At 50.4% G+C, this 14,666-nt stretch carries 7 protein-coding genes; 2 read left to right on the forward strand and 5 right to left on the reverse strand.

From position 1 onward, the window contains the following. Both OGY13_RS24095 and OGY13_RS24100 read left to right on the forward strand, forming a co-directional pair. A partial coding sequence (locus OGY13_RS24095) for an Ig-like domain-containing protein (RefSeq protein ID WP_286593856.1) occupies positions 1-7,057 on the forward strand: 7,057 nt, incomplete at its 5' end. A 62-nt stretch (positions 7,058-7,119) separates the two neighbouring features. Next, a complete protein-coding gene (locus tag OGY13_RS24100; protein ID WP_048236656.1) occupies positions 7,120-7,395 on the forward strand; it encodes a hypothetical protein in 276 nt (91 codons plus the stop codon). 77 nt (positions 7,396-7,472) lie between these two features. On the opposite strand, the gene lapD is transcribed toward OGY13_RS24100, so the two are convergent. From lapD to OGY13_RS24125, 5 genes are read right to left on the reverse strand one after another with little or no spacing between them, the layout of a single operon-like run. Beyond that, positions 7,473-9,407 carry a cyclic di-GMP receptor LapD gene (gene lapD / locus OGY13_RS24105; RefSeq protein ID WP_198801807.1) on the reverse strand — a complete coding sequence of 645 codons (1,935 nt, stop codon included), beginning with the start codon at positions 9,405-9,407 and terminating at the stop codon, positions 7,473-7,475. A gap of 9 nt (positions 9,408-9,416) precedes the next feature. Then, positions 9,417-10,109 (reverse strand): cysteine protease LapG, encoded by a 693-nt coding sequence (gene lapG, locus OGY13_RS24110; protein ID WP_032941747.1) that lies wholly within the window; start codon positions 10,107-10,109, stop codon positions 9,417-9,419. A 2-nt stretch (positions 10,110-10,111) separates the two neighbouring features. Then, the gene (locus tag OGY13_RS24115; protein ID WP_032944789.1) at positions 10,112-11,005 is read right to left on the reverse strand and encodes a transporter substrate-binding domain-containing protein; all 894 of its coding nucleotides are present in this window, start codon (positions 11,003-11,005) and stop codon (positions 10,112-10,114) included. Then, entirely contained in the window at positions 10,989-11,921 is a 933-nt protein-coding gene (locus tag OGY13_RS24120; protein WP_071446382.1) for an amino acid ABC transporter substrate-binding protein, read from the reverse strand. Before OGY13_RS24120 ends, OGY13_RS24115 begins: the two co-directional genes overlap by 17 nt. Next, on the reverse strand, positions 11,914-14,106 hold the full coding sequence (locus OGY13_RS24125; protein WP_213752676.1) for a putative bifunctional diguanylate cyclase/phosphodiesterase: 2,193 nt from the start codon (positions 14,104-14,106) through the stop codon (positions 11,914-11,916). Before OGY13_RS24125 ends, OGY13_RS24120 begins: the two co-directional genes overlap by 8 nt. Positions 14,107-14,666 lie beyond the last annotated feature (560 nt).

Genomic DNA, 14,666 nt, shown 5'->3' on the forward strand with positions numbered 1-14,666 from the left:
TTCAACCGTCGATGAACACGGTAACCCGTCAACGGTAACGCACGACCATATGGTGCATATCGATCTGCACGCGGAAGCGAGCATTACGATTGATAAGGTGACCGCCGATAACACCCTGAACCATAGCGAACTGAATATGGCTCAGCAACTCATCACCGGCACCGTCGATGGTGATGCGAAGCTTCACGACGTTGTCAGCCTTGAGATCAATGGCCACACGTTTAAGGGTGAAGTCATTACGCTGAATAACGGTCAACTGGGCTACCAAATCCCGGTCGATCCGTCGGCGTTCAGCGACAACCAGGGCGACCAGGATAAATATGTCAACATCAGGGCGACGGTTGTCTCGTATGATGCGGTAGGCAACGAAGTGACGGCGATCAGCGACCACGACGTGCATATCGACAACTTTGCGGTAAACCAGGTGCATATTGATACCGTCGCGGGTGATGACCTTATTAATATCAAAGAGTTTTCCGCGAACGGCGGCTTTACGCAGATCGCCGGTACCGTAACCGGCGTGGATGCGGCGGCCGGGGATGTGGTGACGTTGCAGCTGGATGGCGTCCCGGTGATGCAAGGCGTTGTTGTCACGCTGGCGGGCGGCAAGCTGGGCTATAGCTTCCCGATGAATACCCATATGCTGATGAGTCATCCGGAAATTACCATTTCGGTCACCTCCAGCGATGCGGCAGGGAACAGCGTCACGCATTCTGCGACGAAAACCATTAGCGCTGATATGTACACCCAATCGCATATCACCATTGATGGCGTGACGGATGATAACTTCATCAACATCAAAGAATCGACGGACCATAACGGTAAGACCACCATCAGCGGCACGGTAAGCGGCGATGCGAAAGAGTACGATACCGTTGAGCTGGTGATTAATGGTCAGCACTACTCAGGCACGGTGGAGAAGCTGGCGAACGGTGGCCTCGGCTATCATATCCCGGTGGACACCCAGAACCTGGTCAACGATCCGGTGATTCATGCGAGCATTCACACCACGGATAGTCATGGTAACGAAACCACGGCAACCGCGGATCGTACCGTGGGTCTGGATCTGGACGCCAGCGCCTCTATCGGCATCGATACCGTCGCAAGTGATGACATTATCAGTAAAGCCGAGTCCGACCTGCATAAGACGATCATCACGGGGCCGGTTGGCGGCGATGCGCAGAAAGACGATGTTGTCACCTTAACCTTCAATGGCAAAATCTATAGCGGCAAGGTCTTTGAACTGCCTGACCATTCGCTGGGTTACAGCATTGAAGTCAGCACCGATAATCTGAAAGATGGCAGCGACCAGAAGGTCCATGTCTCCATTTCAACCGTCGATGAACACGGTAACCCGTCAACGGTAACGCACGACCATATGGTGCATATCGATCTGCACGCGGAAGCGACGATTACGATTGATCCGGTGACGGATGATAACGTACTCAACCATTTCGAGTTGGACAAGAGCTGGCAGTTGGTTAGCGGCGTCGTGGGTAAAGACGCCCAGGTTGACGATGATGTGCGCGTTGAGATTAACGGTAACACCTATACCGGCAAGGTTATCGTTCTGGGCAACGGTCAATTGGGGTATCAAATCCCGGTTCTGTCCTCTGACTTTAGCGACAACCAGAGCAACCAGGACAAAGATGTCACCTTCAAGGCTACCGTAACGTCGCACGATGCCGTGGGGAACGAAGTTGTCAAGTCCACGACGCATACAGTAAAAATTGATAACCACGCCCAGGCAGGGATTACCATTGATACCGTGGCGGGCGACAATATGATTAACGGCGCCGAGTCCACAAAACACACCACCGAAGTGATGGGTACCGTTTCTGATGATGTGCACATGGGCGATAAAGTGATTGTTACCGTCAATGGTCACCACTACGACGCAACGGTACAGAAACTCCCGGAGCACAATAATGCGCTGGGCTATAAGCTGGATGTGCTGACGGGCGATCTGGTGAAAGATCCGCATATCGTTGCGCAGGTGGTTGGGGTCGATAATGTTGGCAACCAGCAGAAAGCCGAAGCCACGCAGGATATGGCGGTAGATTTGCACGCGAAAGCGCTGCTGACTATCGATCCTGTTACCGGCGACAATATGGTCAACGGCGATGAATCCCGCCAGCCGTTCACCTATGTGACCGGCAAAGTCGGCGGTGATGTGCATGTGAACGACATCGTGTATCTGACCGTCAATGGTCACACTCTGACCGGGAAAGTCATCGATCAGGGTGGGCATCTCGGGTATAGCATCAAAGTCAGTACTGCCGATCTGCTGTCCGACCCGCATTTAACGGCGACTGTTAGCACCACCGATGTTGCGGGTAACCCGGCAACGGCCAATGCTCAGACCACGGTGGTGATCGATACCCTCATCGACGCGACAATTACGATTGATTCCGTTACGCCAGACAACACGCTGAATTATGACGAGCAGCATCAGACCACCACCGTCGTGACCGGCACCGTGACCGGTGAAGTTCACAAGGGTGACCCGCTGGTCATGACGATCAACGGCGTCACTTATAAGGGGTCGGTGGACGATATCGGTGGTCATCTGGGCTACCGTATTATCGTCAATACCGCCGATCTGGTCGCCAGCCCGCATATTGAAGTTTCCATGGACGTTACCGATGCAGCGAAGAACCATGCGCATGTGGTGGCGCACCATGACGTTAATCTGGATGACCGGGCCGTTGCCGCAATCACCATCGATCGCGTGACGGGTGATGACGTTCTGAACGGTACTGAACTGCAGGCGCCGAAAACGATCATCAGCGGTACGGTGGGCGGCGATGCGCAAAAGGGGAATATCGTTCATCTGGTGATTGGCGGCCATGCAGTCGATGCGACGGTTGTTGAACTGCCGAAGCTGGGGGCGCTGGGCTATAGCATCGAGGTTGATACCCAGTGGCTGAAAAACGATCCAAATATTACGGCGACGATTACCACCCATGATGCCGCAGGAAATACCGCGACGGCGGATGCGACAAGCACGGTGAAAATTGACGATCGCGCCGAGGCTATCGTCCATATTGACCCGCTGGTGACGGATCATAATGATGATGTTATCAGCTACAAAGATGCGCATAACCCGCTGACCACCGTGACCGGTACCGTGGGTGGCGATGTACGAGTGGGGGATCTGGTTGAACTGACCATCAACCATCAGACCTACTATGCCCCGGTGCAGGATGGCAGCAACGGTCAGCACGTGTTTAGCACTCAGGTTTCAACGCTCGATCTGCTGATGGATCCGAATATCCATGCCGAGGTGACGGCAAAGGATGCAGCTGGCAACGTTGCGCGCGGGCATGATGATAGGCCGGTAGTGATTGATACCGTTGCTCAGATTGGCATCACTATTGACTCAGCTAAAAACTGGGTTCCGCAAGACCTTGCTGCTGGAGCCAGACCTGATTATGTGACGGTTGTGGGACATGTTGATCATGATGCGCAATTCGGCGATCTTATCCATATTGACGTAGGTCATGGAAACAGATTGGACACCACCGTTATCACCTTACCGGATGGGAAGCTGGGATACACACTGAACATTAGCACTGATTATTGGGATGATGACGGCAATATTACTGTAACTGTCATTGGCCACGACAATCATGGCAATGTCGCTATGGCGGTGGCACATCAATATTATGACCTACCTTGGGTAGCACAAATTCCTGTTGCTGGCGGTAGCAGTTTTAATACCAATTTGCCGCCAATCACTACATCTACAACCGGCACGGGAACCTCGCTGCCACAGAAACCGCATGTCCACCTCACCGTCGATCCGGTGACGGGCGATGATGTAATCAACCAAGTTGAAGAGGGTAAATCCACTACGCCGATTCGTGGTCTGATCACTGGGGATGTAAGCGTCAATGATACGGTTATTGTCACCATTAACGGCAATCAATACCCCGGCAAAATGATCGCGATTCCTGGTCTGCCGGGTGAATTAGGCTATCAGGTTGATGTTCCTACCGACGTACTTAAGGCGCACCCGACATTTGAGGTATCAATTACCGTCAGTAACTCCGCGGGTAGCGACACCTCGAGCGTGCTGAAAACCATTCAGGTCGATATCGATAACCCAGTCCACATCACCATGGACAATGTCGCCGGTGATGACGTTATCAATGGTTCGGAAGCGAAAAGCGGCACAACAACGATCAGCGGTACGGTCAGCGGCGAAGGCATCCATGACGGTAGCATAGTCTCACTGCAGGTGAATGGTAATACTTTAACCGCTGTGGTACATGCAGGCGGCACGGGATGGGTCTGGTCGCAGGATGTCAGCATCAACGATCTGCGTAATAACCCGGACATTACCGCGTCGGTAAGCGCTACCGATGCTGCCGGAAACACTGGTACTGACTCGACGTCGAAGCACGTTGGGGTCGATCTCAACGCTGATGCGGGCGTTACGATTGATAACATCACAACTGATAACGTACTGAACTCGCAAGAAGTTGGACAAGCAAAGACCACGGTGAGTGGTTCCGTTTCCGGCGATGTTAAACCCGGTGAAAACGTGACCTTGACGGTCAATGGTCATGATTACAATGCCGTTATTAATGCAAGTAATCACTACACAGTTGATGTAAATACGTCAGACCTGGTAGCTGACCATACCATCGACGCTAAAGTGACCGGCCACGACAAGGCTGGCAACGTTCAGGACACCAGTATCATCAAAGCGTTTTCTGTCGATACCACGGCATCGGCAGCGGTAACGGTTAATACCGTGGGCGGTGACGACGTTATCAATGCCGCTGAGATTCAGGCTGGCAAGGTTGAAGTCAGCGGTACCGTGGATGGTGACGTACACAAAAACGACAAGGTCTATATCACCGTTAATGGCAACCAGGTTGAGGCCACTGTCATTGAGCTGCCGCATATGAACGGGCAGTTGGGGTATAAAGCATTCGTGAGTACCACGGATCTTCAGACTGATCCGACTATTCATGTCAGCGTGACGGGTCATGATACGGCAGGGAATATCCAGACTGCGACGTATGACAAAACCGTGATAATTGACGATCGCGTGGATGCGACAATTGTCCTGGACCCAGTGTCCAATGATGACGTGTTGAATAACGTTGACGCCGGGCAACCGACCACCATCATCACCGGTTCTGTGACCGGCGACGTTGAGGTCGGCGATCAGGTTACCGTTACCGTCAATGGCAAAGATCTGCCGGCGATAGTCTCCGACAGCGGCGGTAAGAAGGTGTTCCGCGTTGAAGTCAGTACGGTTGATTTGGTTCATGACCAGCATATTACTGCCCATGTCGTCGCCCATGACGATGCCGGTAACCGCCAGCAGATTGATACCGATAAGACGATCCTCATCGACCGCGTGGCTTCAGGTACCGTCGACATTGACAGCGTCACGGCGGATAACGTCCTCAACCACCAGGAGCTGTCGGGGCAGAAGGTGACCATCACCGGCCATGTCGGCGGTGACGCGCAGCTTTATGATCCGGTTACCTTGACCATCGGCGGGCATAAGTATCAAGGGAGCGTCATCACCCTGAGCGGCGGCGGTCTGGGCTATCAGATTGACGTGGATTCGGCGGTTCTACGTAGTGATGCGCACAAAGTTATTGACGTTGAGCTTACCGGCCATGACGCGCCGGGGAACCCGTTCACCGCAAAATCGACACATACCTATTCCGTTGATGAGCAGGCCAACGGTGCAATTACCATTAATGACCACATCGCAGGCGACAACGTCGTTAACCTGAATGAATCGAAGTCAGACACGGTGATTAAATTTACGGTTTCCGGCGACACTCACCCGACCGATGTCGTTGATGTTAGCGTCAATGGCAACAACATGAAGGCTTCGTTGGTACCTGGCTCCTCGACGGTTTATCAGGTTGCGGTTCCGGGAACGTATCTGAATGAGGGCGATAATAAGATTGAGGTGAAAACGACGTTACACGATGACGCAGGGAATACGTTAGACGTGCACGATCAGAAAAACGTGGTGCTGGATACTCATGCCGATGGTGCGATTACTATCAATGACGGCATCGCAGCAGATAACGTCGTTAACCTGAAAGAATCGCAGTCAGACACAGTGATTCGCTTTACGGTCTCTGGGGATACCCATTCTACCGATGTTGTTGAAGTGAATATCAACGGTCACCTTATGAAGGCTACGCTGGCACCTGGATCATCAACGGTTTATCAGGTTGCTGTCCAGAGCGCATATCTGAAGGAAGGTATCAATGATATTGATGTGAAAACGACGTTACACGACGACGCGGGTAATACAATCGATGTGAGCGATCACAAAACCATCGTCCTTGATACACACGCTGACGCCAGTATCGTGGTAGATAAGATCGCCGGTGATAACCACATCTCGCGTGCCGAATCACAGGATGCCGTCACGCATATTACCGGCAGCGTGAGCGGTGATGTGAATGATGGCGATCATATTAAAGCGCTGGTAAATGGTCATCAGTACGATGCCATTCTTCATCAGGGCATTAATGGGTTGACCTATGACATTGAGGCCGATACCTCCGCATTCCGTGCCGGTCATAACCGCGTGAACGTATTGGTCGAGGCGCATGATAACCACGGTAATATTACGCCTTATAGCCAAACGTTGAACGTGACGATGGACGATCCTGCACCAGTGAAAGGGCATACGGTGGATAAAGGGAATCATGCTGCGATACAGCATGCGCTGCATAACCTGTTCGACGATAACGCATTATCTCTGTCTTATGCACCAGCAGCGACCGGACACGGTCAGGCGACAGCGGTACTCAGCGCTGACGATAAGGCGAAGGGGGTGCTTGAAAAAGTCGATCTCAGCGATCTGGCGCGTGAACTGCATGAAGGTGTGGATATTGCGAAGTACATTCAAAGCGGCGGCGATCATCACCTGATCGCCAGTCCGGCAAAAGTGGCGCATGGAATAGATACCGCGCTGTCAACTCCGGCAAGTGGCGATCTGCATTCTCCGACCTACTCGTTGGATCACCTGATTGCTAAACCCGATCAAAACCACACTCACTAACGATTGCCTACTGCCCTGTGTAAACAGGGCAGCAGCATCATGCAAAATGAAAAGGCACTGATATGAACTCTGATTCATCTGCTGCAAACGTGCAGACAGAAGGCGTGGCAAAAAGTCCTGAAAATGACAACCAGCAGGCTTTAGCGATGCTGCAAAAAAGCGACCTGGAGATGGTTCGCGTGCTCGACGATTTGATTTACCTGTTGATCCGTAAAGGCGTGATTGCTATTACCGATCTTCCAGCGATGGCGCAGGTTAAATTAATGAATCGCGCGAACGCGCGCCAGGAACTTGGCGGGTTAGAACAACTGCTTGGCAACGATGATCGTATATTTTAGCTGATGCAGGCAGTTTGTAGGCCGGATAAGCGTAGCGCCATCCGGCTATACAAAGGCGTATCAAGACGCCAGTTTTATCACAATGGTGCGGGCTCACCTAATAATTGCCCCATTGCACCATCAATCCCTAATTCTTGCAGCACCATAAGCTCACCTTCCGTTTCAACTCGCTCGGCAATGAGCGGCAAATCAATACTGCGCGTGGCACTGCACAATACTTCAATAAACAAACGCTTATCATTTTCCTCATCAATTTTGCGGATATAGCTGCTGTCGATTTTCAGATAGGCAAGACCCCATTGCGACAGATGACCGATCATATCGAAACGGCTACCGAAGTGTTGCAGTCCCAGCGCGCAGCGATGCTGACCTACGGCTTTAACAAATGCCGCCATCTGATGGGGGCCTGGTAACTGATTTTCATCCAGTTCCAGAATCAGATTGCTGGCTAATTTCGGTGAGTACCGTAACGGATTGAGCAGGTCTGCAATGGCGGTCGCGCTGGCGACAGAACTGCCAGAAATACTCAACGCTAGTTTTCCGGGCGCGGTTTTCAACTGGTTCAATGTGAGCTTCAACATGACTTTATCGAGTCGATGACTCCAGCCAAAGCGGTGGATCCAGGGCAAGAACCGCCCCGCGGTAATGGCGTTACCCTGCTCATCAATAATGCGCGACAGTACCTTGTAATGCAGGATTTTGTCCGGCTGGCGGCAATCGACCACCGGCTGATAAACCAACTGAAACTGTTGATTTGTCAGCGCATGCTCCAGGCGAACAAACCACAAATGCTGATCTTCTGTAGCTGCAGGTATTTCGGTGGTAGGAACGACCTGATGGTTGGTGTGTGTTTCCGCTTCAACCAGCAGGCGATCGGCCTGGATCAGCAATGACTGGGCATTTTCTCCGGCGCTGAATGGCACCATGCTGGTATAGGCAACCGGCTGTTGGTCTGACATTCCAGTAGCGTAAAAGGCCGTGAGTTTCTGAGACAATGAATTACACAGCTCCAGCATTTCTCCGTGCGTCACGCCAGGGCAGAGTAGGGCGAATTCACCGCCGCGAATACGGGCGAGCGTGCTGTCGAGAGGGGCATACTTTTCTCTGTGCGCGTTCAGCAGGTTGGCGATGTTGAGCAACAGCTTATCAGTATGCGGTCCGCCAAAGCGCTGATTCAGGCCACCTAAATCCTGAACGCGAACCAGCATCAGATATCCTGGTGCCGTATCGGCATCACTCAGTCGCGCCTGGAGCTGCATATCGAATGCCCGGCGGTTGGCTACCCCGGTCTGGCTGTCGAGATAAGCTTCATTGTGCAGGCGTTCGCTGTAGATAGCTTGTTCTTCAAATAACGATTTAAGCTTAGCTGCCATTAAATTCATGGCGCCTACAACGCGGCGTAATTCCGGCGTTTTGGGTAACTCGTGGAGTGTCAGAAACTCGCGACGGGTAATAGCTTCGGATTGTTTTGCCATGTAATTGAGTGGGCGCAGCAGTTTGCGCAGCAGCAAAATACCGGCGATTAAGCAGGCAAGGCTACAGGACAGCATCCACAACAGATTGCCTAAGGTATTGTCCCACAGACGCTGCACGGCAAAGATAGGATCGCTGGTCACTTCCACGCGAGCTGCCTGCTGCCAGCCGCGCATAATCGTTGCTTCACCGGTTTGCGGGGTGACATCCACCAGATCGACGAACCAACCGGGAACGTTGGGAATTGTCGCTACCGCGCTACGCTCAAGCATTATTTTGCCGTTTGCCAGATCGACGATGCGGATTTTTTTGTAGTAACCGCTATCGAAAATGGAGCTGACCATCAGCTCGATCATTGCCGGGTCGTTGACGTTGGGCGTCAGCGAAACGCCTAGCGCCGTTGCGGCATCCTGGGCATGTGAAAGGAGTTGGTTATTGGACTGATTGCGAGAACTCTCCAGCGTCACAATAAAATTGCCGCTGAACACAACCATCATAAAGAGAGAGATTGCCAGAAGTAACTGTTTAAAAAGAGACACGGGCGATTCCTATTTATCCATCGGGAAGCCTTCTTCCCGCATTTTGGTGAAAACTTGCTGCCAGCGAGAAAGCCTCTTGCTGTCCCCAACGCGTTTATTGTTTTGATTGCCGGGAAGCCAAAGGCCAGTGTTGTTAAAGGAGTAGACGGGTAATAAGTCCATGCGCTGCGTAGCAGGCGAAATGGTGCTGGTCAGGCTGTCGAGCACCAGAGGAATCGCCCCAGGGGTGGCGTACCAGGTGAGCACCATATGCGCGCGATTTAAACGCAGGGCTTTAACGTAGGTGATGCGAAGTTTGTCTTCTGACACGCCCAACTGGCGGAGGGTGAAATATTTGGCGATTGCGTAGTCTTCACAATCCGCCTCACCTTTGCGCAGCGACTCGATAGGGGTCGCCCAGTAATCGACGTTATGCCAGACATCAATATCTTCGGTATAGCGGATCTTCTCGTTAAAGAATTGGTTTACAGCGCGTAATTGCGTTTGCTCGTCAGCATTACGCAACTGGAGCAGAAGCTGTTGCCAGGCGTGGATCCGTTGCTGTGCTTCTGGTGTTGCCGGGCCATATAGCGCATCGGACTTTTGTTGAATATTGGCAAAATCCCAGGCCGCGCGTAGCGAATGGACTGACAGCAATAGCAGCAGCGCCCCGGGGATTTTCCATAGGCGTAGCAGGCGGTGGCGTAAGCAGCGGCGGATAATGTTCAATGGCTATGCTGGCAACTGCCCGGTGACGGGTTTTTCATCTTTTCGCAGGACCAGGGGGACAACCACTTTTTACGTAATTGCACGTTGGCCGGCGAGGCAAAAAAATCTGTCAGCGTACTGTCAACAAACGTCACAAACTGCGGATCGTTTTTCCTCATCATAATGGCATAGTGCATCTCATTGCCGATGCTCTCAGAAGAGACGCTGAACAGTTCAGGTTGCTCGCTATGATTAATCAGCGGCCAGGCCAGAATGTCATCGACAAAGAAAGCGGCGGATTCATTATGCGCCATTTTCTCAAATGCGCCGTTTATAGTGGTGGTGGTAATCGTTGAAATATTAAGGTGTTGCTCTCTGTTGGCTTTATTAAATTCCAGCAAATCTTTAGAGCTACCGGTCAGACTTACCGTGCGTCCTTTTAGATCGGCAATTGAATTTATATTATTTTTACGCAAAGAGATGATGCGCATTTTCGCGGTGTAGTAGTTGAGCGAAAATGAAACGCTGGAGGTCCGCTCCGGTGCGTTAGTATTTACACCACAGTCCATATCTATTTTTCGTGTGTTTAATGCGGAGAAGCGTTCTGCAAAATTCACGGGAATATAATGAATGGTTAAGCTGTTGAGCTTCAAATACTGGCGCAACTTATCGGCAATCATGTTACATACCGCGATGGTATAACCCGTGACTTTGCCATTGTGGTCAGTAAAAGAAAACGGTGGCAGCTGGCGATAACCCACGTTGAGCACGCTGCTGTTCTGAATATGATCGAGCGTCGCGGCGTTCTGCTGCGCCATCAGCGCGGGGGTGATACCGATGCCTGCCAGTAAAAACAGCCATTGCACTATGCGGTTCACCCTTGTCATCTCACGATTAATTATATTTTTCATAATCAAAACTGATCTTCTTTTTAGCAGACGTTAATGCTTTCAGGTTATCTGACATGGGAATGTTTAAATTAATGGCTTTAGGCGGGATCGGTGACTGAAACCATTTATTGTACAGCGCAGTAAATTCGTTGCTGGCCATCAGCGAGGAGAGAGTGTCATCAACAAATTCTTTAAATTCTTTATCGTGTAACGGGAGTAACAAGCCGGCCGGTAGCGGGGCGCTGAGCGCAATGTCGGAAAGTTTATAGTCTCCAGGATTAGGCGTTTGCGCGATCATCCCTTTGAGTAAAACCGTACTGGAGATCAGTGCAGAATACTCACCATTCTTCAGTTCATTGAAGGCGGTAATGTTGTTGGTATCGAGTTGAATATTTATATCCAGGTCATTGGCGGCATTCACTTTTTGCAGTTGCTCAACGTAAATCGTGCCGCTTTTTACCAGTACGCTATGTCCGGAAAGCTCTGCCAGATTGTCGTTGCTTTCATTTTTACGCATGACGAAGCGGGTACTTGAAAAATAAAACGGCAGCGAGAACTCGCTAATGCTGTGGCGACTTTTCGAATAAAAGGCCGGGATACACATGATGTCTGCCATGTGATTTTTAATCAGGACAAACTGCGAGGCCGAGTTAGCTTTTACCCACTCGACCTTCAGGTTTTTAAGCTGAAGTTTTGTCTTGAGCGCGCTGACGATACTGTTGCAAATATCAATGGAATAGCCGGCAGGTACGTTGCCATTCTGCCAGGAGAAAGGAAACGCATCATCCTGATAACCAAGGGTAATGCTTTTCTTGCTGGCGATTTGCTCCAGCGTGTGCAACGGCAGGGCTGAGCCTGCTAAGCATGGCGTTGCTGAAACTATTAACAGGGCAAAAATCGTCAGCATGCGCTTTACCGGGCGAAAGAAGTCAGACATTGCACAGTCCTTCTTCAATGACCTCTTTGGCAAATGCGGAAAGCACTTCACGCTCGCGCAGCGGATAGCTAAAGAAATAGCCCTGAACATTCTGGCACTCAATGTCGCGCAGAATGTCACGCTGCTGCGCGGTTTCTACCCCTTCAGCGGTGACCGACATATTGTACTTATGGGCAAACTGAATCAGCATCACAATCAAATACTGACTGGCATTATCTTGCTGGAGCTTATCGACCAGCGTGCGCGCAATCTTGATGCGAGTGAAAGGATAGATCAGCAGATAATCCAGCGCCGCGTAGCCGGTGCCTAAATCATCCATCGCGATTTCAATGCCCAGTGAGCGGAGCTCTTGCAGCACGGGCAAGGCAATCGACTTATCCAGCTTTTCGGATTCGGTAATTTCTATTTCAAGGCGCTCGGCTGAAAGTTGACTGATGCGTAACGCATCTTTGATAACGTCAACCAGTCCTGGGCTGTGCAGCTGGTAGGCCGATATATTGACGGCTACCCTGATACGCTCCGGCCATTTGGCAGCGGCTTCACAGGACTGACGAATAATCCATTCGCCCAAACGGACAATCAGACCGGAGTTCTCGGCGATGTTGATAAAATAATCAGGGTAAATCAGACCCTTGGTGGGATGATTCCAGCGTATCAGCGATTCGTAGCCATATACGCTTTCATCTTCCAGATTGATGATTGGCTGGTAATGAAGCTCGAATTCCTTGTTATCAATACCATCGATGATTTCCTGATTAATAAACAGACTGTGGGTATGCTTCATCACCATGCCGTCTTCGAAGAAATGGAAGCAACCCCGGCCATGATGTTTTGAGGCGTACATGGCAAGGTCGGCATTGATCATCAACGTCGAGGTATTATTGCCCTGATACGGCGCGGTGGTGATACCGATACTGCAGCTGATGGAAAAAGTATGCGTACTCCAGGTAAACGGGGTGCTCAGCGCACGAATAATCCGCTTCGCCAGCCGATTCGCTTCTTTGATGGCGTTATCGCTGACATGTTGCAGAATGGCGAATTCATCACCGCCCAGACGCGCTGCGATATCGTTAGGTCCCAGCAAGAGTTGTAGGCGCTGGGCAACGCTGATTAACAGCTCATCGCCCGCTTTATGACCAAAGGTGTCGTTTACTGGTTTGAAGTTGTCGAGGTCAATCAACAGCAGGTTAAATGGTTTTTCGTCCTGATGGATTTCACTGACGCGTTTATCTAACGCCTGGCCAAACGAAACGCGGTTGGGCAATCCGGTCAGTGAATCATGATGGGCCATATGCTCCATCTTTTGCGACATTTCATGCATTCGTTGCAGATAGCCGCGTTCTTTCATGGCGACGCGCAATTTTTCAATCGCCCCGGCCAGATGTCCAATCTCATCGTCCTGATCAAGATAGGGCGTTATACAGTCCGTCTCTTCATGGGCGATGCGGGTAAGGGAGTTAATCAGCAGCGGAACCGGACGGAATAAACGGCGCATAAACATCGTGACCAGTGCCAGCGTTACCAGCAAAATCAGGACAAAAATGATACTGCTTTTTTTCAGCATCGCATCGTAGGTGGCGTAGAGATCGCTTTTTTTACCAATGCTGCTTATCAGGCTACCGAGGATCTCACCTGAAGGCGTCAAAATAGGAACGGCGCTGATAAAGCACTCTTCGCCATTAATTTGGGCGAAGCCAACATAGTAGTTACCCAGCACATCGCGCGGCAGACGACCGGGGAAAGAGATGATCCCATCACCCTCTTCTGACTTGTTGTTGATGCCAACAAACCCTTTCTCCGGCGTATACAGAAACAACCAGGTGGGGCTATGGGTCTGTACTGATGCCAGTGCCAGGACGTCAACCGGGTTATAACCGGTTTGCATAATAGAGTCGGTGTCACCAATCTGTCTGTCGGAGACAATGCGGGATATCTGCCCTGCGTCGCTGGTTTCGACCGAAACGGTGGTATACACGTTGCGGATGATGTAGGTCATAATCTGTGCATTCGCTTCAGCCCGCTGTACCCACTGCTGATAAGAAAAGTTATCTATCAGGCTCCAGTTGGTAAACGCGCCAGCACTAAACGCAATAACGATACCCGCCAGCAAGAATTGCGTTATTTTGCCAGTGATTGAATGTTGCCACCCTTTTATTGCTTTAAGGGAAAACAGAGACTTTGCCACGGATTATGTTAATTCCTGAAAAGATTATTCGATACTAAAATTAATTTCTGCTATTACTTGATGGAATATTATTGTTGCAAATAAGTAGATGAAAGATGTGAAACGTAATGACGTAACAAATAACTAACATTGAACCATGGTGAGTAATGACAAAAATAACGGTATGCGAATATAGATAACGCTGCTCTTTTCGTCAATAGGCAAAAGTGTACATAAAAATACATTTTCTGAATGCCCCTTTCAGGATATTAATGTTGACATTCATGGTGCTTGAGAAGATTTTTTATACGTACTGGTTGGAGGTGTTGGGAAACTGACAAAGGCTTTTTTGTTTTTTACTAAACATCAATGAATTAGCAGTTTTTTGGACAGGCATTTTAGTGATTTCATCCCCACCGGATGTCCATTTTTGTCTATAAATGGGTATTTATTTCCTGATTTGATATGAATAACATGCTCTCTTCATTATAGAACCTTATTTTATTTTCTCAGTGCGCGGTCAATGTTGACAATTTTGCTATGGTTCATCGGCTGACCCAAAAGGATTTGTTTGTGACATT

The sequence above is a fragment of the Citrobacter sp. Cpo045 genome (assembly GCF_030332875.1).
In the GTDB taxonomy this organism is placed as follows: domain Bacteria; phylum Pseudomonadota; class Gammaproteobacteria; order Enterobacterales; family Enterobacteriaceae; genus Citrobacter; species Citrobacter portucalensis.

Bases quoted from the DNA above. Each gene is read 5' to 3' on its own strand.
- OGY13_RS24115 (WP_032944789.1), bottom strand. From the start codon at position 11,005: ATGAAAAATATAATTAATCGTGAGATGACAAGGGTGAACCGCATAGTG.
- OGY13_RS24100 (WP_048236656.1), top strand. From the start codon at position 7,120: ATGAACTCTGATTCATCTGCTGCAAACGTGCAGACAGAAGGCGTGGCA.
- OGY13_RS24120 (WP_071446382.1), bottom strand. From the start codon at position 11,921: ATGTCTGACTTCTTTCGCCCGGTAAAGCGCATGCTGACGATTTTTGCC.